The organism is Paenibacillus lutrae, assembly GCF_009757775.1.
Lineage (GTDB): Bacteria > Bacillota > Bacilli > Paenibacillales > NBRC-103111 > Paenibacillus_F > Paenibacillus_F lutrae.
On sequence record NZ_RHLK01000005.1, the window covers coordinates 60,161 to 85,611 of the forward strand.

30 protein-coding genes and 1 tRNA gene are annotated in these 25,451 nt (G+C 50.3%); all 31 read right to left on the reverse strand.

Annotation, left to right across the window (positions count from 1 at the left end):
- Nucleotides 1–25: 25 nt before the first annotated feature.
- On the reverse strand, nucleotides 26–853 hold the full coding sequence (gene trpA, locus EDM21_RS10935) for a tryptophan synthase subunit alpha (protein WP_157335466.1): 828 nt from the start codon (nucleotides 851–853) through the stop codon (nucleotides 26–28).
- The gene (trpB, locus tag EDM21_RS10940; RefSeq protein WP_157335468.1) at nucleotides 840–2,048 is read right to left on the reverse strand and encodes a tryptophan synthase subunit beta; all 1,209 of its coding nucleotides are present in this window, start codon (nucleotides 2,046–2,048) and stop codon (nucleotides 840–842) included. The genes trpA and trpB overlap by 14 nt, the downstream gene beginning before the upstream one ends.
- Entirely contained in the window at nucleotides 2,029–2,832 is an 804-nt protein-coding gene (locus EDM21_RS10945) for a phosphoribosylanthranilate isomerase (protein WP_157335470.1), read from the reverse strand. The genes trpB and EDM21_RS10945 overlap by 20 nt, the downstream gene beginning before the upstream one ends.
- A 146-nt stretch (nucleotides 2,833–2,978) precedes the next feature.
- Nucleotides 2,979–3,779, reverse strand: a complete 801-nt coding sequence (gene trpC / locus EDM21_RS10950; RefSeq protein WP_157335472.1) for an indole-3-glycerol phosphate synthase TrpC — start codon at nucleotides 3,777–3,779, stop codon at nucleotides 2,979–2,981.
- Nucleotides 3,769–4,809 (reverse strand): anthranilate phosphoribosyltransferase, encoded by a 1,041-nt coding sequence (gene trpD, locus EDM21_RS10955; protein ID WP_157335474.1) that lies wholly within the window; start codon nucleotides 4,807–4,809, stop codon nucleotides 3,769–3,771. Before trpD ends, trpC begins: the two co-directional genes overlap by 11 nt.
- 422 nt (nucleotides 4,810–5,231) lie before the next feature.
- Nucleotides 5,232–5,609 (reverse strand): chorismate mutase, encoded by a 378-nt coding sequence (aroH, locus tag EDM21_RS10960; protein ID WP_157335476.1) that lies wholly within the window; start codon nucleotides 5,607–5,609, stop codon nucleotides 5,232–5,234.
- A gap of 3 nt (nucleotides 5,610–5,612) precedes the next feature.
- Nucleotides 5,613–6,707, reverse strand: a complete 1,095-nt coding sequence (gene aroB, locus EDM21_RS10965) for a 3-dehydroquinate synthase (RefSeq protein WP_157335478.1) — start codon at nucleotides 6,705–6,707, stop codon at nucleotides 5,613–5,615.
- A 1-nt stretch (nucleotide 6,708) separates the two neighbouring features.
- Nucleotides 6,709–7,872 (reverse strand): chorismate synthase, encoded by a 1,164-nt coding sequence (gene aroC / locus EDM21_RS10970; protein ID WP_068775402.1) that lies wholly within the window; start codon nucleotides 7,870–7,872, stop codon nucleotides 6,709–6,711.
- A gap of 195 nt (nucleotides 7,873–8,067) precedes the next feature.
- Nucleotides 8,068–8,232 carry a hypothetical protein gene (locus tag EDM21_RS24565; RefSeq protein ID WP_166541946.1) on the reverse strand — a complete coding sequence of 55 codons (165 nt, stop codon included), beginning with the start codon at nucleotides 8,230–8,232 and terminating at the stop codon, nucleotides 8,068–8,070.
- 60 nt (nucleotides 8,233–8,292) lie between these two features.
- The gene (locus EDM21_RS10975; protein WP_157335480.1) at nucleotides 8,293–9,075 is read right to left on the reverse strand and encodes a CheR family methyltransferase; all 783 of its coding nucleotides are present in this window, start codon (nucleotides 9,073–9,075) and stop codon (nucleotides 8,293–8,295) included.
- Between the two features lie 126 nt (nucleotides 9,076–9,201).
- Nucleotides 9,202–9,645: a nucleoside-diphosphate kinase gene (gene ndk / locus EDM21_RS10980; protein ID WP_157335482.1), complete on the reverse strand. Its 444-nt coding sequence runs from the start codon at nucleotides 9,643–9,645 to the stop codon at nucleotides 9,202–9,204.
- 119 nt (nucleotides 9,646–9,764) lie between these two features.
- Nucleotides 9,765–10,739, reverse strand: coding sequence for a polyprenyl synthetase family protein (locus EDM21_RS10985; protein WP_157335484.1), 975 nt, complete (start codon nucleotides 10,737–10,739; stop codon nucleotides 9,765–9,767).
- Nucleotides 10,736–11,599: a menaquinone biosynthesis protein gene (locus EDM21_RS10990; RefSeq protein WP_157335486.1), complete on the reverse strand. Its 864-nt coding sequence runs from the start codon at nucleotides 11,597–11,599 to the stop codon at nucleotides 10,736–10,738. Before EDM21_RS10990 ends, EDM21_RS10985 begins: the two co-directional genes overlap by 4 nt.
- The gene (locus EDM21_RS10995; RefSeq protein ID WP_068775397.1) at nucleotides 11,559–12,191 is read right to left on the reverse strand and encodes a UbiX family flavin prenyltransferase; all 633 of its coding nucleotides are present in this window, start codon (nucleotides 12,189–12,191) and stop codon (nucleotides 11,559–11,561) included. The genes EDM21_RS10990 and EDM21_RS10995 overlap by 41 nt, the downstream gene beginning before the upstream one ends.
- Nucleotides 12,188–13,072: a UbiA-like polyprenyltransferase gene (locus EDM21_RS11000; RefSeq protein WP_157335488.1), complete on the reverse strand. Its 885-nt coding sequence runs from the start codon at nucleotides 13,070–13,072 to the stop codon at nucleotides 12,188–12,190. Before EDM21_RS11000 ends, EDM21_RS10995 begins: the two co-directional genes overlap by 4 nt.
- Complete coding sequence (locus EDM21_RS11005; RefSeq protein WP_166541947.1) at nucleotides 13,053–13,805, reverse strand: demethylmenaquinone methyltransferase; 753 nt, start codon at nucleotides 13,803–13,805, stop codon at nucleotides 13,053–13,055. The genes EDM21_RS11000 and EDM21_RS11005 overlap by 20 nt, the downstream gene beginning before the upstream one ends.
- 14 nt (nucleotides 13,806–13,819) lie before the next feature.
- Nucleotides 13,820–14,683 carry a heptaprenyl diphosphate synthase component 1 gene (locus EDM21_RS11010; RefSeq protein ID WP_157335490.1) on the reverse strand — a complete coding sequence of 288 codons (864 nt, stop codon included), beginning with the start codon at nucleotides 14,681–14,683 and terminating at the stop codon, nucleotides 13,820–13,822.
- Nucleotides 14,684–14,766: 83 nt separating this feature from the next.
- Entirely contained in the window at nucleotides 14,767–15,300 is a 534-nt protein-coding gene (locus tag EDM21_RS11015; RefSeq protein WP_157335492.1) for a hypothetical protein, read from the reverse strand.
- A 71-nt stretch (nucleotides 15,301–15,371) separates the two neighbouring features.
- Complete coding sequence (gene mtrB / locus EDM21_RS11020) at nucleotides 15,372–15,590, reverse strand: trp RNA-binding attenuation protein MtrB (protein ID WP_068775392.1); 219 nt, start codon at nucleotides 15,588–15,590, stop codon at nucleotides 15,372–15,374.
- A 94-nt stretch (nucleotides 15,591–15,684) separates the two neighbouring features.
- Nucleotides 15,685–16,944, reverse strand: coding sequence for a PQQ-dependent sugar dehydrogenase (locus EDM21_RS11025; protein WP_157335495.1), 1,260 nt, complete (start codon nucleotides 16,942–16,944; stop codon nucleotides 15,685–15,687).
- A gap of 194 nt (nucleotides 16,945–17,138) precedes the next feature.
- Nucleotides 17,139–17,215: transfer RNA gene (locus tag EDM21_RS11030), tRNA-Pro, on the reverse strand.
- Between the two features lie 105 nt (nucleotides 17,216–17,320).
- Nucleotides 17,321–18,403 (reverse strand): stalk domain-containing protein, encoded by a 1,083-nt coding sequence (locus EDM21_RS11035; protein WP_157335497.1) that lies wholly within the window; start codon nucleotides 18,401–18,403, stop codon nucleotides 17,321–17,323.
- 354 nt (nucleotides 18,404–18,757) lie between these two features.
- Nucleotides 18,758–19,030, reverse strand: coding sequence for an HU family DNA-binding protein (locus EDM21_RS11040; protein ID WP_009671985.1), 273 nt, complete (start codon nucleotides 19,028–19,030; stop codon nucleotides 18,758–18,760).
- Between the two features lie 298 nt (nucleotides 19,031–19,328).
- Nucleotides 19,329–20,807, reverse strand: coding sequence for a stage IV sporulation protein A (gene spoIVA / locus EDM21_RS11045; protein ID WP_157335499.1), 1,479 nt, complete (start codon nucleotides 20,805–20,807; stop codon nucleotides 19,329–19,331).
- Between the two features lie 266 nt (nucleotides 20,808–21,073).
- A complete protein-coding gene (locus EDM21_RS11050; RefSeq protein WP_157335501.1) occupies nucleotides 21,074–21,829 on the reverse strand; it encodes a hypothetical protein in 756 nt (251 codons plus the stop codon).
- Nucleotides 21,830–21,888: 59 nt separating this feature from the next.
- Nucleotides 21,889–22,239: a 2Fe-2S iron-sulfur cluster-binding protein gene (locus tag EDM21_RS11055; protein ID WP_157335740.1), complete on the reverse strand. Its 351-nt coding sequence runs from the start codon at nucleotides 22,237–22,239 to the stop codon at nucleotides 21,889–21,891.
- Between the two features lie 26 nt (nucleotides 22,240–22,265).
- On the reverse strand, nucleotides 22,266–22,934 hold the full coding sequence (locus tag EDM21_RS11060; RefSeq protein ID WP_157335503.1) for a nucleotidyltransferase domain-containing protein: 669 nt from the start codon (nucleotides 22,932–22,934) through the stop codon (nucleotides 22,266–22,268).
- A 10-nt stretch (nucleotides 22,935–22,944) separates the two neighbouring features.
- The gene (locus tag EDM21_RS11065) at nucleotides 22,945–23,238 is read right to left on the reverse strand and encodes a 2Fe-2S iron-sulfur cluster-binding protein (protein ID WP_157335505.1); all 294 of its coding nucleotides are present in this window, start codon (nucleotides 23,236–23,238) and stop codon (nucleotides 22,945–22,947) included.
- A gap of 139 nt (nucleotides 23,239–23,377) precedes the next feature.
- Nucleotides 23,378–23,650 carry a stage VI sporulation protein F gene (locus tag EDM21_RS11070; RefSeq protein WP_068775384.1) on the reverse strand — a complete coding sequence of 91 codons (273 nt, stop codon included), beginning with the start codon at nucleotides 23,648–23,650 and terminating at the stop codon, nucleotides 23,378–23,380.
- 94 nt (nucleotides 23,651–23,744) lie between these two features.
- The gene (locus EDM21_RS11075; RefSeq protein ID WP_157335506.1) at nucleotides 23,745–24,785 is read right to left on the reverse strand and encodes an NAD(P)H-dependent glycerol-3-phosphate dehydrogenase; all 1,041 of its coding nucleotides are present in this window, start codon (nucleotides 24,783–24,785) and stop codon (nucleotides 23,745–23,747) included.
- A gap of 59 nt (nucleotides 24,786–24,844) precedes the next feature.
- Nucleotides 24,845–25,441, reverse strand: coding sequence for a glycerol-3-phosphate 1-O-acyltransferase PlsY (plsY, locus tag EDM21_RS11080; RefSeq protein ID WP_157335508.1), 597 nt, complete (start codon nucleotides 25,439–25,441; stop codon nucleotides 24,845–24,847).
- Nucleotides 25,442–25,451: the final 10 nt, after the last annotated feature.

Sequence of the window (25,451 nt, forward strand, 5' to 3'; positions counted from 1 at the left end):
CGCGTTAGTCGGTATCCATAGTCGTTCAGTGCTGCGGCTGAAAGGACGTTCCTTTGAGCTCTCTGATAAAATCACCAATCTCGGATAATGCTTCCTGCTTGGTGCTCTCGTCATTAAGACGGTCTTCCCGCTCCCCGATCCGGCGGACAATAGCGCTGCCGACCACTATAGCATCACACGTCTTCTCGAAGCGTTCCACCTGCTCCCGGCTCTGAATGCCGAAGCCGATCGCGATCGGAAGCTCGGTAGCCGCTTTTACGGATGCAAGGAATTCGTCGATTCCGGTATGAAATTCCGAGCGGACGCCTGTCACTCCAAGTGAAGAGACGCAATAGATGAAACCGGAAGCCCGCGATACGATCTGCTGCACGCGGTTCTTCGACGTCGGCGCCACAAGCGGAATCAGATGGATGCCGTACTGCTCTGCGAGCTGCTTAGCTTCCGAGTCTTCTTCCATAGGAAGATCCGGAATGATGGCTCCGCTGATTTCATTCTCGCTCATCAGCTTGAACACACGGTCAAGACCGATACGAAGCAGCGGGTTGAAATAGGTGAACAAGATGAATGGCAGCTCGGAACCGGCACTGCGGGCCTTCCGGGCAAGCTCAATTACATCCAGCACGTTCACAGCGCCGCGGAGAGCACGTCCGGAAGATTCCTGGATAATAGGGCCGTCGGCGAGGGGATCCGAATAAGGAACCCCCAGCTCAACGATATCCGCGCCGGATTTCTCAAGTTCCAGGATGATATCCAGCGTATGATCCAGCGTCGGGTCTCCCGCCGTAATAAACGGGATGAGAGCATTCTTGCCCTCGGCTTTCAGCTCAGCGAATTTAAGATCAATGCGATTCATTGTCTGCACCTCCGAGATACCCCATAATCGCTTCCACGTCTTTATCCCCGCGGCCCGAAAGGCAAATTACCAGAATTTGATCCCCGGACATAGTCGGTGCCGTCTTCATGGCCTGCGCAACCGCGTGGGAGCTTTCAAGAGCGGGAATAATTCCCTCAGTACGGCAGAGGAGCTGGAGAGCCTCCAACGCTTCTGCATCCGAAATCGGCAAATACTCGGCACGCTGCAAATCTTTCAAATAAGCATGTTCCGGGCCTACACCCGGATAATCAAGACCGGCGGATATGGAATGTGCCGGCATAACTTGTCCGTACTCATCCTGCAGAACATAGCTGAGCGAACCTTGAAATACCCCAGGGCTTCCCTTAGTCATCGTTGCCGCATGCTCTTCGGTGTCGATACCGCTTCCGGCTGCTTCCGTCGCGATCAGGCGGACTTCTTTATCCTCTACGAACGGATAGAACATCCCCATTGCGTTGCTGCCTCCGCCGACACACGCAATTACCGTATGAGGAAGTTTTCCCTCAAGCTCCAGGATTTGAGAACGGGTCTCATCCCCGATCACCCGCTGAAAATCACGCACGATCATCGGATAAGGATGAGGGCCTGTTACGGAGCCGAGGATATAGTACGTATCCTGCACATTGCTTACCCAGTAACGCAGCGTCTCATTGCACGCATCTTTGAGCGTGCGCGTACCCGAAAGTACCGGAACTACTTCAGTGCCGAGCAGACGCATGCGGAACACATTAAGCTGCTGGCGTTTCATGTCTTCTTCGCCCATGAAGACTTTGCATTCCAAACCGAGCAGGGCCGCTACCGTGGCAGTCGCCACACCATGCTGGCCCGCTCCCGTCTCGGCAATCACTTTCGTTTTGCCCATACGCTTGGCAAGAAGCGCCTGGCCGATCGTATTATTGATTTTGTGGGCTCCTGTATGGTTTAAATCCTCGCGTTTCAAATAAATCTTTGCTCCTCCGAGCTTCTCCGATAAACGCTCCGCGTAATACAGACGCGTCGGTCTTCCCGAATAATCGTGCAGAAGCGTTTGAACCTCGTTAACGAACTCGGGATCCTGCGCATATTTACGGTACGCATCCTCCAATTCGATCAAAGCATTCATCAGCGTCTCCGGAACATATTTCCCTCCAAAACGGCCATATCTTCCATGTTCATCAGGTAGTACTGCTGCCATTTTTCTTCACCCTTCCCACAAAAGCTGCGATTTTAGCAATATCTTTGACTCCCTGCGTTTCGACTCCGCTGGATACATCAACGCCATCAGGCCGGTAAGTATCCACCAGCCCGCTTACATTATCCGCATTCAATCCTCCGGCGACGATCAAGGGTAGGCCTTGCGAGCGTGCCCAGCTCTGAACTTCCGGGATGCAGTCCCATGCAAAAGTGCGTCCTGATCCGCCCCCGTAAACGGGATCCAAGGTATCGATCAACACAGCATCCACTGTATCCTTATACGGAATGAGCCGATTAATAATCGAATGGGCATATTCCGATTTCCTATCCTGCACCGCCCTAATTGCGCTGGCGTCTACATGATCCGAACTACTAGCTTGACTATTGGAACAAGAGCCGGGTTCACCCTGCTGCTCCTGATTTTGAATGGATGCGACTTTCCAGAGCTGGACATGAAAACGTTCCTTGATTAAAGCGCAATTCTCCGGTGTCTCATCACCATGAAACTGTACGACGTCCAAAGGCGCAACAGCCAGAATTTCGGCCAATTCATCCAGCGTCGGATTTACGAATACACCGACTGTTAAAGGAATGTGACCGCTTGGTTCGGAAGATTGCTTCAGAAAAGAAATCATGTCCGCAGCCTGTCCGGCCGTTACTCTGCGCCTGCTCGGAGCAAAAACAAACCCGATCTGATCAATCGGGAGATGTACGATAGATTTTAACACTTCAACGCTTTGAAGTCCACAAATTTTTACATCCGTCGACGTGTCTATACCACTCATTTTACCACTCCTTGAGGACATGAGAGAATTTCGGAGATTTACATCTCCTGCAGAAATACCCTGCTTATGAACCGCTGTATGGGTGCCGCCCGCACCTAGCATAAGCAATCTTTCCTTGTAAAAAAAAGAAAAGGAGCGCATCCGGGCTAAGCCCGGATACCTTCCATTTTCCCCATCAAATCTTCAACCGCCTGACTTACATCCGGCTGTCTCATAAAATGCTCCCCGATCAGTACGGCACCTGCGCCAGACTTATACACGAAGTCCAGGTCATCACGGGATGAAATGCCGCTTTCACTCACAAGCAGCCGATCCTTCGGAACGATGGAAGCCAGTTCTTCCGTGGTGCGGATGTCGGTAACGAACGTTTTCAAATTGCGGTTATTAATCCCGACTAGAGTCGCATCCAGTTCCAAAACAGTCTCCATCTCACGGCGGTCATGCACTTCGACCAGCACATCCATGCCATAGTCACGGGCCAAACCCAAAAACTGTTTCATTTCAGCGCGATTAAGAATAGAAGCGATCAGAAGAATAGCGTCGGCTCCAATGACACGAGCCTCAAGAATCTGTGCCGGGTGAATGATGAAATCTTTGCGCAGCAGCGGCACATGAACCGCTTCATGGACTGCACTTAAGTAATCATTGGCGCCTTGAAAATATTGAACGTCCGTAAGAACAGAGATGCAGTCTGTTCCTGCTTGTGTGTAAGCTTCGGCTAAACGTACCGGATCAAAATCCGCCCGGATCAAGCCTTTGGAAGGCGACGCCTTCTTGACCTCTGCGATTAAACCCGTCTTGCGGTTGCGTCCCGTACGGAGCGCCTGTTCGAACCCGCGGCATGCTTTCAAATCTGAAATTTGGCGCTCCAGCTCAGCTGTGGTAATACGCGCCTGAAGCTGCTGCACTTCTTCGCGCTTGGTTGCGACAATTCGTTCAAGAAACATAGCTCAAATCTCCTGTATAGTGGGCTAATTGCTGTAATTTTTCCATGGCTCTACCGCTGTCAATCACGTCCGCAGCCAGCTTCACGCCTTCCTGCAGTGTTCCTGCCGATCCCGTGACGTAGAAGCAGGCTCCGGCATTGGCAAGCACAATCTCTCTGTGCGCACCTTTGTCTCCTGTGAAAATACGTCGGATAATATCCGCGTTTTCACCGGCATCTCCACCTTTGATGAGATGAAGATCATGACTTTGAATTCCCAAATCATCGGGAGTTACGGAATACGTACGAATCGTTCCGTCCTTAAGTTCTGTAATTTGCGTGGGTGCCGAGATACTGATTTCGTCCAATCCGTCATAGCTGGCTACGACCACGGCTCTTTTAAGTCCGAGTGCCCCGAGCGCATTAGCGACAAGTTCTGTTTTACTGCGGTCAAAGACACCCATCACTTGACGGTCGGCACCGGCCGGATTCGTAAGCGGTCCGAGAAGATTAAAGACCGTACGCACTCCGAGCTCGCGGCGCGGGCCGGCCGCATGCTTCATCGATTGATGATACCGCTGCGCAAACATGAAACAAATGCCTAGCTGGTCCAGACAATGAGCGGCCTGCGTACTGTCCAGCTCGATGTTCACACCGAGTGCTTCCAGAACGTCAGCGCTCCCGCTTTTACTGGACATCGCGCGGTTCCCATGCTTAGCGACACGGATGCCGCCTGCAGCCGCAACAATCGCAGAAGCGGTCGAAATATTGAAAGTATCTGCGCCATCTCCACCTGTCCCGCAAGTATCAAGCAGGTTGTGCTGGACCGTATGGACCGACGCCGCTTTCACTCTCATGGCTTCAGCGAAGCCGGTCAACTCCTCAATGGTTTCCCCTTTGATTCTCATTGCCGTCAGTACGCTGCCGATTTGTGCCGGAGTCGCTTCTCCATCCATCACCGTAATCATAAGTTCCCTTGCTTCTTCGCGAGATAAATTCCCGCCCCCAATGAGTGTCGAGATTGCCCGCTGAATGGTACCATTCGCCGTCATCAGACCGTCCTCCTTCTATAAAGTCGTATTTGCTGCGATCACCGGGCTGCTCTCCTAGATGTCCATGTAAAACGATTAATTGCGCTCTGTCATTCGAGAAATGTAAAAAGACCTCTACATAGGCGTAGAGGCCGTCGGTATCATAAGAATTGTAGGTTTACAGAATTAGTCGCGCAGCGGGTCCTGCAGTGCCAATTCCTAAACCGCAATTGACTGCTCATAAACTGCTTCTGCTCGAATCGGGCCTATGCTGCTGCCAGATTCACCACTTTATACCCGTACCGGGCATCGTTACAGAAACAGAATCCTTGTTTACTACAACAAGGGTGGACTCCAATCATACGCTGTGCTCTTCTCTACTCTTCTCAACTGATCTCTTCTCGGCTCTACTGCTCTCATCTAAATCCACTATACTACCCGGGTTATGAATTTGTCAATTTCACAATGTCCGGACGAAGCACTTTTGCCCCTTTTAAATAAACATGACGGATTTCATCTTGTTTCTTCTCTGTGTTAACCAGTACCATAAGCCGAATGCAATTCGGCAGACTGTTATCCACATCAATCTCGATGGAACACATCAGCGGCACTAGATCCCAGCCATCCATCTGACGGATCGCTCTTGCCGGAAATGTCGCTGTAAGCTCCTTTGTAACCGTAATGAAAACCGAGGATATATCAGCCGGATTGACTGAATTATCTTGAACAATCTTATCCAGCAGTTCCAGAGTCGATGACAAGATCGGACCTTCCTCGTTGTTCTCTACAGTCGTTGCTCCACGGATCCCTCTCACGTACATGAATTATGCCTCCCGCTTCAATTGTTCCACAACTTCTTCAACCCATTCACGGCGGACATCGCTTCGGATTTCAACCCGTCCGATTTCCGTCGGGATAACAAACGTCATGGTGCCTTCCTTAAACTTCTTGTCGTGCATCATTGCGTTCATGATTTGAGCTGTATCGTAATGTTCAGGAAGCCGAACCGGCAAACCGAAATCTTGAAGCACTCGCTTCGTAACCGTATAAATCTCTTCGGAATAGCCGAGTTTCATCGCGAGCCGCGCAGAACCGACCATCCCGATAGAAATCGCCTCACCATGCAGAAGCTCGTTATATCCTGCAACTGCTTCCAAGGCATGACCAATCGTGTGGCCCAGATTAAGGATCGCTCGCAGGCCGTTCTCCCGTTCATCCTCGGAAACAACCAGCGATTTAACCCGGCATCCCTGGTATAATCCGTACTGCAGCGCCTGCGGATCAAGAGCTAACAGCCGCTCCCTGTTCTCCTCAAGCCAGCTGGTAAACTCCGCATCCCAGATCAGACCATGCTTGATCATTTCTGAGAAGCCGGCTGAAATATCCCGTTTAGGCAGCGTGGAGAGCGTAGATACATCATAAAGGACCATTTCGGGCTGGTGAAAAGCACCGATAATGTTCTTCGCCAGCGGATGGTTTACCGCTACTTTGCCTCCTACGCTGCTATCATGAGCCAGAATTGTAGTCGGCATCTGAATGAATGCGATCCCCCGCATGAAGCTCGCGGCTGCAAAGCCGGCCAAATCCCCTACAACCCCTCCGCCTAATGCAACAATCGCGGATTTGCGGTCAAGGCCCGCTTCCAGCGATGCCGTCACAATCCGCTCCAGCATATGAAGGGACTTGGAAGATTCGCCGGAAGGGACAACAAATGAATGCACATTGTATCCTCCGGCCTGCAATCCGTCCTTAACAGGCTGCAAATGATAGCCGGCTACGGAATCATCCGTAACGATTAGAATCGGGGAACGTTTGCTTATTCCGTGTTTGTCGAAATAAGCAGACGCCTCTTGAAGTAACCCTTCCCCGAGGTAGATCGGATAAGATCGCTCGCCCAGATCAACCTTTAGTTCCATCATCTTAATAGCTCTCCACTTGCTTCAGGTAGCTTTCGTAGTTGCGGCGGATCTCTTCGAGGGAATCCCCGCCGAATTTCTCCATGAATGCCTGCGCGACTTCCCAGGCGACGACATTCTCCATAATCACGCCTGCAGCCGGCACTGCGCAGGTGTCCGAGCGTTCAACTTGGGCAGTGAAAGGCTCTTTCGTATCGATATCTACGCTTTGCAGCGGTTTGTATAAAGTAGAGATTGGCTTCATAACGCCGCGGACTACGATAGGCTCTCCGGTAGTCATGCCGCCTTCGAATCCTCCCGCACGGTTCGTTGCACGGTGAAAACCGCTATTCTCATCGAAATGAATGGCATCATGCACCTTGGAACCGCGAAGTTTAGCCGCTTCGAAACCAATACCGATTTCGCAGCCTTTAAAAGCTTGAATGGACAACACGGCTTGCGCGATTCTTCCGTCAAGCTTACGATCCCACTGGACATGGCTTCCCAGCCCCACTGGTGCGCCTTCTACAATAACTTCAACGATACCGCCTAAGGTATCACCGTCAGCTTTGGCCGCATCGATGGCTGCAACCATCGCAGCTTCCGCCTCGGCGTCGACAACCCGGACAGGCGACTCCTCGGTTATGCGGATCAGCTCATCTATCGGCAGTTCAGGCGCTTTAGCTTCGACTTCTCCAATCCGCACGACGTGGCTGGCCAGCTTGATTCCGAACTCTTCCAGAAGCTGACGGGCAACGGCTCCGCATGCGACGCGCATAGTCGTCTCACGCGCGCTCGAACGTTCCAGAATGTTCCGGAGGTCGCGCTGGTTATATTTAAGTCCGCCGCTCAAATCCGCATGACCCGGACGCGGGCGGTTGACTCGGCGCTTGCCTTCCACCGTATCCGGCTGTTCTTCGATGTTCATAATCGATGTCCAATGTTTCCAGTCATTATTCTCAACAACAAGAGCAATCGGAGCCCCGGTAGTTCTGCCGTGACGTACTCCGCCTACGATACTTGCTGTATCTTTCTCGATCTGCATCCGGCGTCCCCGGCCATGACCTTTTTGCCGTCTATGTAATTGATGGTTCATCGCCTCAAAATCAATCGTTATATTACTTGGAAATCCCTCAATAATCGCGGTCAGCTGCGGACCATGTGTTTCCCCCGCCGTTAAATATCTCACAATCTTGCTCCCTCCCTAATCCGAGCGCCAAACGTGCCAAGGACACTTTAGCGCTTTCAAGCGACTAAGTTTTTCTATCATTATAGTATACCACCCTGCGTTTGACAACCGCGCACGCAAAAAACACGCCCTGCCCGTCAGCGGCACAAAGCGTGTTCCATCGGCCTTTGTCTTCTCCGAAACGAGAGCGGAAGATCATCCCCCTGCAGACTGCTTCTGCCTGGGCCCAATCGGCTCTACCATTTTCGGATCATTCATCATGCCCAGAATCTGTACAGAATCTATTCCTAGTATCTGAGTACATTCCTGCATGGTGATGAACCCCCGTCGATAAGCAGAAATCACTTTTCGTTTATCCATGTCAGTCCTCCTTGAGAGACGGTACTTCAAGTATGGGTAAGAATGGGAAAAGTTATACTTCTACTTCCCTTTTTTTCGGTAAAAAAAGGTATCTGCGGGTTCAAGATCATATTGAGCCGGTGAAAAAATCTGCTCTGTGGAGCCAACGAACAAAATGCCGCCCGGTTTCAGCGCTTTGGAAAACTTCTGATACAGCCTGTCTTTCGCTTCTTCCGTAAAATAAATAATGACATTCCGGCATATAATCAAATCAAATCCCGAATCGAACCGGTCCTCAAGAAGATTCTGCTTTTGAAATCTGACGGCTTTTTTGAGCTCATCCGCCACATGATAGACCGTTTGCTCTTGTTTAAAATACGTTTGAACGTAAGCGACCGGCACGTCTTTAAGAGAACGTTCCACATAAATGCCGCGGCGGGCTTTCTCAATGGCCCCGTCGTCAATATCGGTTGCCAATACAGACGAATCCCGCAAAGCGCCCTGCTGCGCCAAGATCATCGCCAGTGTATAGGGCTCTTCCCCTGTAGAGCATGCGGCACTCCAAACTTTAAGGTTGCGGTTCGCACTTCTAAGCTCAGGGAGAAACTTACCCTCAAGCACTTCCCAGCGATTCGGATTCCTCCAGAATTCGGATACATTAATGGTCATGCGATCCAAAAACTCATGAAACAATGCTTTGTCTCTGGTCAGTGCTTCGTAATACGCCAGGAAGGTATCATACCCTTTCTTGGTGCGCAGCGTCGTTAAACGCCGTTTCATCTGCGCTTCTTTGTACAAAGCCAGATCAATGGAAGTAAATTCTTTAATCTTGCGTATGAATAATGGAAAGTCATCGGTCTCCAATCCGTATCCCACCTCTGATGTAATCGTCCGTGAAATATTCCATGAGACTCATTTAAATTCCTGCTTAAAAGAAAAAGATATGAGCCGATTGTGCCCATATCTTTTCTTCAAGCCCTTTTGTCAGTACTACAGCCAGCGGGATACGTCGCGTTTATAATCCAGAACTTCTTCCGGTTTAAAGAAATGGTTGATTTCACGTTCAGCGCTTTCAACAGAATCCGAACCGTGAATCAGGTTAAGTCTCGTATGTAATGCGAAATCGCCGCGAATCGTTCCTGGTGCTGCTTCAAGAACATTGGTTTTGCCGTTCAGAATCCGGGAAAGTGCAATAACCTGCTCTCCCTGCCATACCATTGCAAAGACAGGTCCTGATGTAATAAATTCAACGAGCGGCTCGAAGAAATCTTTACCTTTATGCTCGGCATAATGTTCCTCAGCCTGCTCTTTTGTCATCAGTATCAGTTTGCCGGCTACCAATTGAAAGCCTTTTTGTTCCAGCCTTTTGATAATTTCGCCAATCAATCCGCGCTGGACGCCGTCTGGTTTTACCATAAGAAATGTTTTTTCCATGTCATTGCCTCCATCTGGTAGTCATGTCATTCGCCCTTACTGTACAGGGATTGTCATACAGATACAATGAAGAATTGCACACTCGGCCTGCCAGTAAAGGGATCCTCGCTAACTCGGGTTCAGTGCGAACGGTTGGCGATGAAATACGCCACCTGAATAAGATCCTGCTTGGCCCGGATGTCCGGCAGAGGCTCAAGCGCCGCGATGGCTTTGGCTATATAGCGGTCTGCGAGCGCACTCGCCCGCTCAATCCCGCCGCTGCCGCGGATCATATCCAGCACCCGGCTGACATCCGTCTGACCGTCCGCTTCGTGAATACGTCTGAGCTCAGCCTGGATGTGCGGACGCAGCTTCTCATCCTGCAGGGCAAAGATAACCGGCAGTGTAATGTTGCCTTGTTTAATGTCACTCCCGGGCGGTTTGCCGATTTCTTTCTCCGTACCGCACAAGTCCAGTATATCATCGCGGATCTGAAAGGCCAAACCAACGTTATAACCGAACGAATACAGACGGTTAGATACAGACTCCGGAGCATGCGCAACCATAGCCCCCAGCTGGCAGGAGATCGCGATAAGAAGAGCTGTTTTACGCTTAATCCGCAGAAGATAATCACGCAGGCTCTGATCCGAGCGGAAAAAGAACCGGATTTGCTCCATTTCGCCGATTGACATTTCTACCAGGGCTTTGGACAAAATTTGGTGCACACGCGGATTGTCAACGTGAGCCGCAATTTCCAGGCCTTTAGCAAAAATATAGTCGCCTGTATACATCGCGATGCGGTTATCCCATTTGGCTCTAACCGTATCTTGCCCGCGGCGTTTATCCGAATCATCGATTACATCATCGTGTACAAGAGAGGCGGAATGGAACAGCTCCAGCGGGACCGCGATGTATTTGAGCTGCTGGATATCGTAACGGCCGAATTCACCTGCTAACAGGACAAGAACAGGCCGGATTCGTTTGCCCCCGGCCTTTAATAAATGCATGGACGTTTCCGTCAGCAGTGCGTGATCCGTCTGCAGATGCACTTCCAGTTCGCGCTCAATTACGCCCACGTCTTTTTTCTTCCGAACATATATGTTAAGAATTTTCATTCTGTCACCCGCACCCTCGTAATATCAGACCAAATCTGAATAGGTACCTGCTCCGGTAAAAAGCCAAGTTCCCACGCATACTGGTAGTACAGCTCAAGGCCGCTCCACTGGTCAGGACCAAACTCATAACACAGATGACTGAAATAATGGTGCCAGTAAGTTTCGGTGCCGCCGATCGTGCGTACGGCTTCGCTCACAACGCCGGTTAAATCCTGAAGGGACTTCCTTTTGCTCTCAACAAACCCGTCCCATACTTTCTTCACAAGCTCCGGGGAGCGTTCAATGGTTGATTTGCGCACAGCCCATACTGCGAATGACATCCAGCGCCCTGTCCAGTCTTTCCATTCCTGTCCCAGGTCCGTGACGATATACCCGTTATCCAGCCAGCTTGCCTTAATGGCATGATCTCCGATAAGCAGTGCCCCGTCATGCTCCGGCATCATTTCATCCAAATCCGGACGGGCGTATGTGTAGGCGGGCTTGCCGCCGTATTTTTTTTCCATAATGATCTTCAGCAAATTATTCGTCGTAGCCGAAGTCGTGGGCAGAGCAATTCTGCCGTTCCTAAGTTCCTCAATCGGTTTTTTATGAAAGAGCAGGAGTGAATTTACCGGACCCAATGCGCTTACGGATAAATCCGGAAGAAGCACATAATCTTGGAACGATTCCCCGTAAGCAAACGAAGAAATCGCACTCATGTCTATTTCACCGGCTGCAAGCGCGCGGTTCAGTCCTGTCGGCACTTGTTTGACGAATTCAATTGAATTGCCCATTGCGTGCATCGGAAAGTGATGAAACACTGGCCAGACGTTAGTAAAATCAATCCTTCCGATCCTCAGTTTGTTCTCTGTTGTAGTCATTGCCTTCTCCCCATCTTCTGAACAGTTCATGATCCAAGTCCATGTTGTCTAGTACCTTCCCCACCAGAAAGGAAATTATGTCTTCAATCGTCTCAGGACGCTGATAAAAGGCCGGCATAGCCGGAATAAGCCGGACGCCCATTCTTGCCAAAGTCAGCATGTTCTCCAGGTGGATCGCGTGCAGCGGCGTTTCGCGGGGAACCAGAATAAGCCTGCGCCCTTCTTTAAGCATAACGTCAGCTGTCCGTTCAAGCAGATTATCGGATGCTCCGCGCGATATACCCGATAGTGTTCCCATAGAACATGGAATCACAACCATGCCTTCGGTCCGGAAGGAGCCGCTTGCAATGCTTGCTCCGATATCTTTCACAGAATGATACTCATAGGAAGCCGGGTATCCGCCAAATTCGGCATCCAGCGTCTCCTTGCGCCTGGTAACGACCCAATCCAGCTCTTCGTGAAGCACCCGCCATCCTGCCTCTGTAATAACAAGGTGGACCGGCAGACTTCTTGAAAGCAGTTCCTTAACTAGCGTGACCCCATATGCAGCGCCGCTTGCCCCCGTAATTCCGACAACCCAGCCTTTCTTCATCTAAAAGACTCCATCAGGATGTCTACCAGCGTGAAAGTAAAGACAACTGCACTGAGTACCCCGTTCATCGTAAAGAAAGCCGTATTGAGCTTAGACAAATCTTTGGGCGATACAAGTCTGTGCTCGTAAAACAAAATAATATAAGCGATAAGAATGCCGACTAAATATAACCAGCTTAAATCGGTCATAAAGAACAGCGCGATCAGACCGACGGCCGTCAGCACATGAAGGATCTTGGCGGTAATTAACGCCGTTGGAATTCCAAATCGGCCGGGAAAAGAATGAAGTCCCTCCTCACGGTCAAACTCCACGTCTTGGCAAGCATAGATCAGATCGAAGCCCGCGCTCCACATGGCAACGGTTATAAATAACACAAGAGATGCCAGCGTGATTTCACCCGTAATCGCTACCCAGCCGCCTAGAGGCGCCAGGCCGAGCGTAATACCGAGTACGAAGTGACAGGCCCAGGTAAAGCGCTTGGTATACGAATAGAAAACAAGAAAGAAGACCGCGACCGGCAGCAGGTAGACAGACAGCATATTAAGCTGGGCAGCCGACCAGAACAGCAGAAGAAAGGATAGCGCAACGAACAGCATGACCTCCGTAATCGAAATAAGGCCGGCCGGGATAGCCCTTCCCGCAGTACGCGGATTCTTCTTGTCATATTTCTTATCGATCACGCGGTTGAGCGACATGGCAGCCGTACGGGCTCCAATCATGGCCAGTGTAACCCAGCCGATCTGAGACCACTCCGGCAGTACTCCCGTCAGGACAACCGCTCCGAGAATAGCTCCCATATAGGCAAATGGCAAGGCAAAAATGGAATGTTCAAATTTGATCATTTCCAGAAATATTTTAACTTTACGAATGAATAGCTGCATCTGGCTGATTCTCCTGACTTGAATTTCCTTTCACACCGATGTGCAGCGCTGCAATTCCGCCGGTAAGCGGATAAGCTTCGACCTTCTCAAGTCCGGTACCGCGGAAAATTTCTGCAAGCTGCTTGTGATCTGGAAAATGTTTAAGTGATTCCGGAAGCCATTTGTATTGTTCATAGGATTTGGCGATTAGTTTCCCCAGCAACGGAAGCACTTTTTGAAAATAAAAATAATAAAGGGACCTGAAAGGCTTCCAGGTTGGCTGAGACAACTCAAGCGAAACGACTAATCCGCCGGGCTTAACCACACGCTGCATTTCCCGCAGAACCTGCTTTAGGTCCGGGACGTTGCGAAGCGCAAAACCGATCGTGGCGTAATCAAACGCATTGTCTTCAAAAGGCAGGCTCATCGCATTCCCCTGCACAAGACGAATTTGCCGGTCCAGCCCCTTCTCACGGACCTTCACGGCCCCGTAATCGAGCATATTCTGACTGAAATCAAGACCTACCGTAGGCCCGGTTCGACTCTGTTGAGCCAAGGAAATAGTCCAATCACACGTGCCGCAGCAAACATCAATTGTACTCGATCCCGGTTTTACTCGCATTTTGTCCATCGTAAATTTCCGCCAGGCCTTATGCCTGCGGAAGCTTAGAATGCTGTTCATTAAATCGTATTTGGGCGCGATTTTCTCAAACACCGAATGAACAAACTGCTCTTTCGTTTTGCCCTGCTGCACGGCTCTCCCCCCACTTATCTTTCTTCAAGTAATCTTGCCTTGGAATTAAAACGAAAAAACGGCTCGCCAATGTGAAACAGTTCACTTGCGAGCTTGTCCGAATCCAACTGCTTTAATTTGTTCCCCAGTCGGGTCAGCTGATCATCAAGAAGAACGTAAAGCTGTGAAAGGACGTTATATTTGTGCAGAAGGGTACGGAGCTTGCCCGGGTCCTCTTCACCGGCTTGAATGAACTTGCGTTCATCTTTGGAGCCGTGCTGAAGAATGTGCCAATACCCCCAGCTGCCTTCGAAATCATTCAACGACTCACAGCGGAAGATCTCTTTGAAAATCACTTCGCAACGGGTAAAGTCGGATAGAAGCTCCGGCCAGATGAGACGGTGGGTTTCGTCCATCAGCCCGCCGAAAGCCCGGAACAAATACGATTTAATCTCAACCGAGAGACGAAGATAATCCTCCGCATTAAGCTTGAGCTGCTTCATCATTAAGTAAAAGTCCGTCTTAAGCTTGTTCATGTCACATATAGCCGTGGAAAGTCTCATGATCAGGTCAATCCGGCCGGCTTGAGATAATAAATGATAAAAACGCGAGCTGAAATAATCGCCCGCGAGTACTTTCATCTGGCGGGATCTAGCCGCTTTCTTCTCCTTGACGTCACTCGATACCGTCACTTCGTCATGCGTATCGAGTCCCAGTTGGACAAGCGATGTAACGAGAGCAAACAGTTCGGATGAAGAATTCAGCCGGGAATCCCTGCTCAAAAAAGCATACAGCAATCTCGCCCGAAGTTCTGGAAAATCAGGCAGATCCGTATGCAGCCGGATCATGTCATAATCCGTATATTGTTTAGCGATCTCGGGGATCCGATATGAATTCATACAAAAAGCCTCCGTACATGTGCCTATTTCCTAGATCGTATCTAAGCAATTATAGCATAACCTTTTGAATGGCGCACAAGCATTTATTCCGGGTAACGCTGCTGCCATTTCTTAGTATAGGTCAGCTGAAACCTCCGCTTAAGTTCGCCCGCCAGCAGCTGCTGCGTCTCAAACGATTGCGCCGGAGCAAGTCTCTTCGCTTGTTCCCTGGCCGCTTCCATCGCTATAACAAGCTGCGGCCCCGAGGCTGCGGGATCCCGGTCATACTCCAGCACCCGGATCAATACCCGGCTGATGTTCGAAGTCCGCTGGAGAGAGGACTGTGCCAGCCGGTAAAGATCCCCGTAGACGACTCTGGGTTCCGCACTTCCAGGCAGCAGCAGATCGACTGACAAGATGGAATGATTCAGTTCCACTTTGCGTACCCTCAGCTGAAGCGGCAGACCTGCCATGTAATCCACGAGATTACGCTCCGTCAATTCCGAGCCCGATACATGCTGCCAGGCATATGCGCTTTGGCTCACAGCAAGCTTATCCAGCAGCGGAGCAGAGCTCAGCGCCGTCACAATCGCCGCACATAAGGCGGCTGCCAGAACAATCCGTTTATCCAATCTCATGGTACAGGGGCACCTCCTGTCTATACCCCATTGTACAATGAAAAAAAGCAGGCTATGCCTGCCGGCGTAAATTATTGTTCCGTTTCCACGTTGCCGAATTTCGTCATTATGATCGCTTTGCCGCGCACTTTGACTGCCGAAGTGTGTTCCGTGAACTGGGCAATCATGACCTCGCCCTTGTCGAGCTTCTCCGTATGATGAAAGCGGGTGTCCTGCCCTCTGGTCAATCCGATTACATGAACGCCGTTTTCTTTCGCTTTGATAATAAAATAATCACCCTGCTGTTCCATTGCTCTACCCCCATATGTCCAGGCTGCTTAGCCGAAATTGCTTACAATTTATCATGCTTAAAAAGACGCCGCCTGTCAACCTCTATCCCGCCTTCTATGGTGCGGAAGGCTTAAGACGGATAATCTTATCGTCATCTCCTGCGGGTTTGCCGCGGCCGTCACGGTTGTTCGTCAGCACATACAAGAAGCCGTCTTTGCCTTCCGCTACCGTACGGAGCCGGCCAAAAACATCCTTGTAGGCCGACTTGGCAGCCGTAATCCGGTACACAGGCGGCCTGGCGGCATCGTCCGGGCTGCCTTTTCCTTGGGCAACCGATCCGCTCTTCTTCTCCGCTTCTAAGCTAAAGACCAGCAGCTGCGTTCCGCGGAGCCCTGCCGCGACAAGACGCCCCTTCCACGGGCCCTGCGTGACGAACGTCATGCCGGAAGGGGCCCAGGTATCCCGGCCGCTGTGAAGCAGCGGGGGGATCAGCGCAGTGGGCGAGACGGCATCCTTGGCCGTGGTCTCGTCCCCTTCGATCAGCGGCCAGCCGTAGTTGCCGCCCGGAATCACGACGTTCAGCTCATCATGGGCCGACTGGCCGTGCTCGGAGCTGAACAAATTCCCGCTGCCGGGTTCCCACGCCAGCCCCTGGGCATTGCGATGCCCCCAGGAATAAACCGGCGAACCCGGGAATGGATTATCGTCCGGTATCGTGCCGTCCGGACGGATTCTCAGAATCTTGCCGCCCAGGCTCTGCTGATCCTGTGCCAGAGACGGCTCATATTTGTCCCCGGCGGTGATATAAAGCATTCCATCGGGCCCGAATTTAATCCGTCCTCCGTTATGATTCTCCGCACCCGGGATGCCGTCAATCAAAGTGCGGTCAATACGGGCTGTATCCCCTTCCTGAACCAGCCGCAGGACCCTGTTCCTGGTCTCTGGGCCGCTGGTGTAGGTATGGTAGACATATAAGTATGAATTCGTATCGAAAGCCGGATCAAGCGCCAGCCCGAGCAGGCCTCCCTCCCCGCTGCTGACAAAAGGTTCCTCCAGCGTAAGAAGCGGCTTCTCCTGAAGCTTGCCTCCATGAATAACACGCACCTTGCCTGGTCGTTCCGTAAAATATATGCGATCGCCTGACGCAAACGCGATCTCCCAAGGAACGTTAAGACCGGAAGCAACGACCTCCGCCATATAACCGGTCTTGCTGTTTTCTTGCAGCTTAGGCACTACCGGTTTATTCCCCTCAGCTGTGCTTTCTTGATTACTGCGATCCGTTGTGACCTGCTGATCACAGCCCGACAAGACAATGGCACTTGCAGCAAACAATGTCCCCCATAAATATATCCGCTTTTTGAAAGGCTGGTTCATTGCAGACCTCCTTTATACCGTTAAGCTCATCGTAACATAGCCGCACACTTTTACCAAAAAAGAGTAATTCAAGTGATTCCGGCTGAAATTCTTGCAGGTTTAAGAAACAGACACTCATCCTTAGACGCCATGAACAAAAAAAGCCTCCGATTGGCCTGGGCCTGCTCGAAAGCTTGTTTGTATGTACAGCTTAATGGTCGGAGTAGCGGGATTTGAACCCACGGCCTCACCCACCCCAAGGGTGCGCGCTACCAGACTGCGCCATACCCCGACGCCGTAACCCGTAATCGGGTTTTGAATGATAAAATCATTATAATTTCGTCCGGCGATGTTGTAAAGAGGTTTCTGGTCCCGATGTATCTATTTAATCTCTATATTAATATTGAATAGAGGAAAGGATCCCGTCTTCGAAATAGACGTAGGTATCCGAATCATACACCCACTGAGAATACGTCCCATAAAGGCCTTCATAGGAATTCGTACGTTTTGGATACCCCCATGACATCACAACCATGTCTTGATTCATGCCAATCATTATTTTTTCGGCACGGATCGCATCCCAGGCCTTTTGCGTCCAGTTATAGGCTTTGTAAGGATTGTCGGTTAAAAATCCAGATATTGAATCTTCAGCCAAAGGGCTGATCGGAACCGTATAATCATAATTGCCGTCGTTGACCAGAATCGCTCCGTCACCGATATAGGTAATTTTTACTTTCGTTAAGTTAGGCAGTCCTACATCCGTGAATAAATCGGAAGGTTTGTAGACCCACAGGTCTTGATTAAAGTACTCGGCAAGCTCCGAGTAATTCGCTAACTGTTGAGGAAAGTACATAAAGGCTGTATTAAAATACTTGCTGCGAAAGCCTTCATAATTATAGGCATACCAGTAATTCGAGTAGGAATTTCCCGTTTTACCGAATTTGTCATTCCAGGCTTTATACAGGTTTTTTAAGTTTTGTTCCACGCTGAAATTCCCGCCGCTGATCTGAATGTCGTTGTTCTCGCCCCAAACCACATTCAAATTCAAGTAGTTGGTCATGAACACAAGCGGAACATAGACCACATCATTAACCGCAATCGGATAATAATTCAGGCGGAGCACTTCCCGGCCGAATCTTTTGTCACTCGATTGGCTTGTGTCCCCTCCATCAAAATTGTTCACATTGAGTTCCGTTCTGATGATCATAGGACTGTTGGTCTTGAAGAAAACGACACCGGAAGAGGTGTTTACTCTAAACGTGCGATACTTCTCATCCCATTCCGGAGAAATACCCAGCTCCGACAATACTCCCCACATAGGCACATAGATAGCATTGTTGCGGACGATCGGCTGATATTGGCCCTCGAATTTTTTATCATTCACGAACAATTGATAGCTGCTGTTTGCCGCATGGGATTCTAAAGGAACCGAAACCATGAATATAGCGATTAAACATAGAAACTTCAACAATTTTGACATGTTAGCAGACCCCTTTATGTTCTCTTTTCCCGGAAATCTCTTTATAGTGCCAGGAATTATTTGCCAAAGGGAATTATAACTCTGCATAAGTTTTTTATCAATATTTTTTTGTGACTTTAGACCTACTCATTAGGATAGATACATTTCAGTTCTTCCATTCCGTCGTCGCCTCTCTACGCCTACCAAAAAACCGCTACTTCCAGCGTTATCAGAACGCGGAGCCGGGGGCCGTTATAATAGCCATGCAGTATGGAAGGTTTCCTCCTCTATAAAACCGCCCGGTTGCTAAAAAGACAACCGCGCGCCTCCTTAGGCACACGGTTGTCTTCTTCTGAATCGTATGTAGAGAAGCGATTATTGAATGCCGTCTCTCAACGCTTTGCCAGGTTTGAAAGCAGGAATCTTGCTGGCAGGGATTTCGATTTCATCGCCAGTTTGCGGGTTGCGTCCTTTACGTGCGGAGCGCTCGCGAACTTCGAAATTACCGAAACCAACCAGTTGAACTTTGTCGCCCTGCTGCAGAGCTTCGGAGATTGCATCGAATACAGCGTCAACCGCTTTCGTCGCATCCTTCTTGGAAAGCTCGGAGGTCTCAGATACTTTAGCAATCAGTTCGGATTTATTCATGCCTTTCACCTCCCTCCCAAAATATCTACTAAATCGTTGTTACTTTCTGTTTTCACCGTTTCGTCAATAAATATACATGAACTGGGCCAAAAACCCAGTCCCATCAACGAAAAACGAGTACAGAGGAAAACGAACAAACTTATAGTAATATACGTGTGAGCTTATTTCAAGTCTAGGGGGGTGTTTTTGTGGAAAATGCACAAAAAAACAAGGATATTCTTGGAGAACCAATGGTTCTCATGAAAATATCCTTGTTTTGTTCACTAGAATCATAGAATTGTCAAGTAGTTCCGGCTGCTTACAAGATAATGGCGATCAGGCCGCCGGAACCTTCGTTAATGATACGCCCGAGCGTTTCCTGGAGCTTGTAGCGGGCATTATCCGGCATCATCGCCAGCTTGCCTTGAATACCCTCGCGTACGATGGAATGAAGAGAGCGTCCAAAAATGTCCGATTCCCATATTTTAAGCGGATTGTCTTCGAAATCTTGCATCAGATAGCGGACCAGCTCTTCGCTCTGTTTCTCCGTGCCGATAATCGGCGAGAATTCCGATTCTACGTCGACACGGATCATGTGAATGGAAGGAGCGGTAGCCTTGAGCCTTACTCCGAAGCGGGAACCTTGACGTATGAGCTCCGGCTCATCCAGCGCCATCTCAGCCAGTGTCGGCGGTGCAATGCCGTAGCCTGTCGTCTTGACCATTTCAAGAGCCTCTGCGAACTGGTCGTACTCTCTCTTGGCATGCGTAAATTCCTGCATCAGCTGCAGCAGGTGATCTTTCCCCCGAATCTCGACTCCCACTACTTCGACCAGAATTTTGTCGTACAGCTCATCGGGTGCATACAGGTCGATTTCGGCTACCCCTTGCCCCATATTCATCCCCGCAAGGGCTGCACGGTCGATAAACTCATATTCGGAGAATTGACCCACGACCCGCTCTACATCACGCAAACGCCGGATATCCTGAACGGTATCGCGAACAGAATTCTCAAAATGAGTACGCAGCCAGTGTTTCTCCGGAAGGACCATGACCCAGCTTGGCAGATTCACATTCACTTCATGCACAGGGAATTCATAGAGGACTTCCCTCAGCACGCCGATCATTTCATCCTCGCCTGCCGTAGCTACACTCATAGTGACTACCGGAATGTCATATTTGCTTTGCAGCTCGCTTCGAAGCTCCTGAGCCGGTTCGCTACTGGGCTTCTGCGAGTTAATCACCACGATGAACGGCTTGCCGACTTCTTTCAGTTCCGTAATGACCCGTTCCTCAGCCAATACGTAGGAAGAACGGGGAATATCGGAAATCGTACCATCCGTTGTGACCACTACCCCGAGCGTTGAGTGCTCCTGTATGACTTTGCGCGTTCCGATTTCAGCTGCTTCCTGGAATGGAATCGGCTCATCGAACCATGGCGTTGAAATCATACGGGGACCATTCTCATCTTCGTAGCCTTTGGCTCCCTCAACGGCATAGCCGACACAATCCACCAGCCTGACGTTTACATTCAATCCCTCCGCCACGGATATTTGCACGGCGTTATTCGGAACGAACTTCGGCTCGGTCGTCATAATCGTGCGCCCTGCCGCACTCTGCGGGAGCTCATCCGTGGCTCTGATGCGATCGGTTTCACTCTGGATGTTCGGCAGTACGACGGCTTCCACGAAGCGTTTGATGAAGGTCGATTTTCCCGTACGGACCGCTCCAACGACCCCCAGGTAAATATCTCCTCCCGTTCGCTCAGCAATGTCTTTAAAGATATCCACTTTCTCCAAGAGAATCCCTCCTACAGGTTGTTAAATGAAGCGAGAGCCACGATACGTTCTTTAGCCGGCCTTCCTTTTGCCATCCGTATGCGACATAACTCGTACATCATTTGGACTTGTAACCAATATATGTGCCGGTCATGGAAATATGCCAGGCATTCATCTCTGGAAAAATATATGAGCCCAAGTGAAGAATTATGCGCAAACAGCAAAAAGCCCCTTCCCGGAAATCAAGAAAGGGGCCGTAAAGATTCGTCTTTTACGAGATTTATATGTTATTTCAGGACAGGAACCGGTATCTGCTTGCCCTCATCCCATTCGTAATCAAAAGATTGAATCGGGACGAAGTGGCCTTCCTCTACAAGAAGCGGAAGCAGCTTTTGACCCTTCTTCAAAGTCGATTGAAGCTGTTTCTCTCTAATCAGGCCGGCAAGGTCGGGGCCATAATCAATGGCTACTTTACCTGTCTCATGAACGAGAAAATGGATGCGATTCTGGCGGTTAAACACGCTTTTAATCTCTGGCGCCTTCATGTTCAGCTTATCGAAATCCACATAATAAAAGCCGGGAGAATACAATTCCCCGCCAGGCACAGCCGCATTGTTTTTGCCAAAATAATCATAAACTTTCTTCTGGATATCCGAAACGGCCCGATAGGCGATCAGATCAAACATTTTTACCCGGGGCTTATCCTCGGGGTCAACAAGCACATACATGTAATCTCCACCGCTCTCGTAAGCGTTAGCGGGAAGATTCGTCAAGTAACCGCTGTTTTTCAATTTCTGAAAATCGATCACATATTTCTCATAAAGCGGGGTATCCATTTCACTGTTCTTAATCGGATAGACACTTTTCTTCTGGTGATACGTCTCGATACTTTGCTGAACAACTGCTATGTATTCACTGGGGTTTGTCTGATTTTCTTTCTTCATTTCTTTCGGATACATACAGCCGCCGAGTAAAGTTAGCGAAATAAGAGCGGCAATGCACACCAACATGCGTGAAGCAGAGCCGCCGCTTCTGATTTTCATGAACGAACCCCTTCCTGGCTTTTCTTGTGTTCCAGTTATACCCATTAGAGTCCCGATTGTTACCAGTTCTCTTCTTCTTTCTGTCTGGCCAGTTGAGCACGAACAGCCGCTTTGAGCGGGTCTTCGGGAACCTTAACGGTCGTATCCCCGGTGATCCGTGCTTGGCATGCCAGACGGGTGCCGGATTGTATCAGATCCCCAAGCTTCAGACATTCGTTCGTAGCAGGCGGAGTTAATCCGCTCTGATCTTCTACATGCACTTTACACATGAGACAGCCGGCCCGGCCTCCACACCGGGTCCGGATCCCTGCGCCCGCCTGCCGGCCCGCATCCAGCAGTGTCAGATTCGGACGGACAGACACGGTCCGGTTATCCGGCATAAACGTTACTTTGATGGTCCGCTGACCCATCCGGCACACATCCTTTGTATTAGCGTTCACCTGTCTTCTCTATCCTTTATAATCAAGCAGTCAGGTATAAGCTTGTCTATTTGCTGAAATGTCTCCTCGCTCCAAGTATGTCTGGCCATTATATCCTGCAGAACGGGCAAGTGATAGGCAGTGTCCCTGTTCATGACCTCTGCAATGGCCTCATAGCGGTCCGGGCGGCCGCGAAGGATATTAAAAAGAAGTTCGTGAGCAAGCGGCATTAAAGCCAGTGTTCCGCTGCTAATCCTCCTAATCTCCGGATGTGTCCTGCGAAGATAGGAGGCTTCCACTGCATACAGGCAACCAGAAGCACGCACCTGAAATCCTCCCACGAGTTCAACCTGAACACCGTCCAGCACGTAGTGGCTGAGAATGGATGTGTACATGTCCGTACAATTCAGTTCCTGCTTGTCCACTGCATATTCTGCCAGTGAACGTGCGGCAATCTCAGCCTCAGGAGCATCCACATACACATCCAGATCCCTTGGCTGCGCTCCGATTTCGACCCCTTGCAGGGCAAGGCCGCAGCTCCCTCCGAGAAGCCAGGCTGTGCCTGTCGGGCTCAGCAGCTCCGTTACCTTGCTTACAGCTACCGTCAGGGCGGGATATAGTCCGGAATCCGCAGGATTCGTAACGGACTCAACAGATCCCAGCTCCATCCGCGACATCCGTTTCATCGGCTTCCTCCTAGAAGTATGGCTTGTGGGTTACGGAAGCCGTACCGGTAGTGCGGATAACGGCTTGACAGCCCAGGCGGTAGCCGATTTCGATTTCTTCGGGCTCCAGCCGGTTAAGCTCCGCCTCTGTCGGCGCTTCCAGCAGTTCCATGCCTTCTTTGACGAAGCAGCGGCAGCGTGCGCAAGTTCCCCGGGTGCAGGAGAATCCCCACTCCACTTTATTTTTCAAAGCTAGTTCCAGAATGCTCAAACCAATCTCAGGTTCTACCGTCTTATCCCCAGTACGTGTGCGCAGTGTAATCATGCTGCAAGTTCCCCCTTAGTATCCGCAATGATGCAAATCTTTTTATGATGATTATAACATTTAGACGCCGGCTTTGGGAGCCGCATAGAAAAAGACCGCAGAGTGCACATGGCTACTCCTGCGGTCCGGGAATGATCTCTTACTGCTTCATGATCAGACTCATGAGCTGCTGCATGTTATTGCCGTCCAGCTTGCTGCTTTTGACGGCATGAATAATTTCCTTTACCGTCTGTTCGGGCACATCGATGCCGACGAGCTGGGATACCTGCTTGATCAGCTGGCGCAGCTGCGCTTCATCCTGAACAGTGGACGGTTTCACGCCACTGGCAAGTTTCTGAATATCTTTTTCCGTTACGCTTTTACCGGTCTTTTTCTTAACGACATTAAGAATATCTTTAGGATTCTTGGGCACACTGCCGCCTCCTTACATGTTCCATCGGGTACGCCTAAGTAACCGGGCGTTAATCCTATGGTATTGTATGAAGGCTCGGCAGGATTGGTGTAGGCTAGAGAATCCATTTATTATTCTGATTGGCTATCTCCTCAATCTCATGCGTGCGGCCCCGGCCCATGAGATCTTCTACAGCTGCGCGAGGCTCTTTGCCTTCGAATAACACCTGGTGGAGTTCAGATGTGATCGGCATCGTCACGCCATATTCCTGGGCGAGCGTAAAAGCCGATTTGGTCGTTTTGACCCCTTCCACGACCATCCCCATCTTCTCCAGCACGCTATCCAGCGGCTCTCCTTGACCGAGCATATAGCCCGCCTTCCAGTTCCGGCTGTGCGTGCTTGTGCAAGTCACCACCAAATCGCCAATACCGGCAAGGCCCGCGAAAGTCATGGGATTCGCTCCCATCTCGACGCCGAGCCGGGCAATTTCAGCCAGTCCGCGGGTGAGGAGTGCAGCTTTCGCATTATCGCCGAATTTCAGACCATCGGATAATCCGGCCCCAAGCGCGATAATGTTCTTGAGCGCACCGCCAACTTCAACACCCGTTACATCCGGATTGGTGTAAACCCGGAAGTAATTGCTGATTAATAAATCTTGAGCCTGTTCAGCCGCTTCGGCAGTCGGAGACGCGACCACGATTGTCGTGGGGCACTCACGAATGACCTCTTCCGCATGACTGGGACCGGACAGAACGACAAAGCGCCCGGGGTCACAATGCGGGAGCTCCTCGGCCAGAACGGTCGTCATTCTTTTCAGTGTCAGCGCTTCAAACCCCTTGGTAGCATGAATAATCAGGGTATCAGGAGAAATGAAAGGTCTGGCTTGAGCAGCCACTTCCCGCATACCGGCAGAGGGAACAACGAATATTACCGCATCCTTATTCTCCACTGCTTCGCGAATGGATGTTGTCGCCCGGATCCGGGGAGACAGCCGGATGTCTTTTAAATACCGGCTGTTTGTGTGAAGCTCGTTAATTTCTTCGGCTTGCTGTAAATTTCTTGTCCACAGCGTTACATCAAGCTCGTTGTCCGCAAGCACAGAGGCAATAGCAGTCCCCCAGCTCCCCGCAACCAGCACGGATACTTGTTTAGTCATGACGAGTCCCCCTTCTCATGATGGTCAAGCACGGCCCTGATGCTCCATTTTAATCAAAGTTACAAGTTCTTGGAACCGATCTTGCTTTCTCTGCCTTGAACCAGCTTGCTGATGTTGGTCCGGTGACGAATAAAGGTAAACAAACCGATAATAATGACACCCCATAAGATTTCAAGCGGCCGGCCCATCCCCCATACAAAGAATGGTAAAAGTGCGGTGAACAGCAGCGAGCCGAGTGAAACATACCGGGTAATGACAATGGATCCTATTGCGATAATTCCGGCAAAAAGCGCAGGCAGAAAACAGAGAGTAGCCGTTACACCAATAGCCGTGGCAACTCCTTTACCACCGCGGAAGCCGAAGAAAACCGGCCAGTTATGTCCAATTATAACGGCAAGACCGCAGGCTACTTGAACCCAGACATCATCGGGCGCCATCCACTTGCCGATCCATACAGCCTGGATGGCCTTGACAACATCGAGAGCAAGCACGAGAATAGCGGGACCCTTACCGAGTACCCGGAGCGTATTCGTAGCTCCTGCGTTACCGCTCCCATGCTTGCGGATGTCGATTCCTTTGACCAGTCTGCCGATTATAAAGCTGAAACTAAGCGATCCTATTAAGTAAGCTGCCACTACAGGAATTATGTAGATCAAACGACTTCTC

Bases quoted from the DNA above. Each gene is read 5' to 3' on its own strand.
- mtrB (WP_068775392.1), bottom strand. From the start codon at position 15,590: ATGGAACAGCAGGGTGATTATTTTATTATCAAAGCGAAAGAAAACGGC.
- EDM21_RS11015 (WP_157335492.1), bottom strand. From the start codon at position 15,300: ATGAGATTGGATAAACGGATTGTTCTGGCAGCCGCCTTATGTGCGGCG.
- EDM21_RS10995 (WP_068775397.1), bottom strand. From the start codon at position 12,191: ATGAAGAAAGGCTGGGTTGTCGGAATTACGGGGGCAAGCGGCGCTGCA.
- EDM21_RS11010 (WP_157335490.1), bottom strand. From the start codon at position 14,683: ATGAATTCATATCGGATCCCCGAGATCGCTAAACAATATACGGATTAT.
- aroB (WP_157335478.1), bottom strand. From the start codon at position 6,707: ATGATGGAACTAAAGGTTGATCTGGGCGAGCGATCTTATCCGATCTAC.
- EDM21_RS10985 (WP_157335484.1), bottom strand. From the start codon at position 10,739: ATGAAAATTCTTAACATATATGTTCGGAAGAAAAAAGACGTGGGCGTA.
- EDM21_RS11025 (WP_157335495.1), bottom strand. From the start codon at position 16,944: ATGAACCAGCCTTTCAAAAAGCGGATATATTTATGGGGGACATTGTTT.
- trpD (WP_157335474.1), bottom strand. From the start codon at position 4,809: ATGACGGCGAATGGTACCATTCAGCGGGCAATCTCGACACTCATTGGG.
- EDM21_RS24565 (WP_166541946.1), bottom strand. From the start codon at position 8,232: ATGGATAAACGAAAAGTGATTTCTGCTTATCGACGGGGGTTCATCACC.
- EDM21_RS11075 (WP_157335506.1), bottom strand. From the start codon at position 24,785: ATGACTAAACAAGTATCCGTGCTGGTTGCGGGGAGCTGGGGGACTGCT.
- EDM21_RS11060 (WP_157335503.1), bottom strand. From the start codon at position 22,934: ATGAAACGGATGTCGCGGATGGAGCTGGGATCTGTTGAGTCCGTTACG.
- EDM21_RS11055 (WP_157335740.1), bottom strand. From the start codon at position 22,239: ATGGGTCAGCGGACCATCAAAGTAACGTTTATGCCGGATAACCGGACC.
- EDM21_RS11065 (WP_157335505.1), bottom strand. From the start codon at position 23,238: ATGATTACACTGCGCACACGTACTGGGGATAAGACGGTAGAACCTGAG.
- EDM21_RS11035 (WP_157335497.1), bottom strand. From the start codon at position 18,403: ATGTCAAAATTGTTGAAGTTTCTATGTTTAATCGCTATATTCATGGTT.
- EDM21_RS10945 (WP_157335470.1), bottom strand. From the start codon at position 2,832: ATGAGTGGTATAGACACGTCGACGGATGTAAAAATTTGTGGACTTCAA.
- ndk (WP_157335482.1), bottom strand. From the start codon at position 9,645: ATGGAAAAAACATTTCTTATGGTAAAACCAGACGGCGTCCAGCGCGGA.
- EDM21_RS11040 (WP_009671985.1), bottom strand. From the start codon at position 19,030: ATGAATAAATCCGAACTGATTGCTAAAGTATCTGAGACCTCCGAGCTT.
- trpA (WP_157335466.1), bottom strand. From the start codon at position 853: ATGAATCGCATTGATCTTAAATTCGCTGAGCTGAAAGCCGAGGGCAAG.
- trpB (WP_157335468.1), bottom strand. From the start codon at position 2,048: ATGGCAGCAGTACTACCTGATGAACATGGAAGATATGGCCGTTTTGGA.
- EDM21_RS11000 (WP_157335488.1), bottom strand. From the start codon at position 13,072: ATGCAGCTATTCATTCGTAAAGTTAAAATATTTCTGGAAATGATCAAA.
- aroH (WP_157335476.1), bottom strand. From the start codon at position 5,609: ATGTACGTGAGAGGGATCCGTGGAGCAACGACTGTAGAGAACAACGAG.
- EDM21_RS11050 (WP_157335501.1), bottom strand. From the start codon at position 21,829: ATGAAAATCAGAAGCGGCGGCTCTGCTTCACGCATGTTGGTGTGCATT.
- EDM21_RS10990 (WP_157335486.1), bottom strand. From the start codon at position 11,599: ATGACTACAACAGAGAACAAACTGAGGATCGGAAGGATTGATTTTACT.
- trpC (WP_157335472.1), bottom strand. From the start codon at position 3,779: ATGTTTCTTGAACGAATTGTCGCAACCAAGCGCGAAGAAGTGCAGCAG.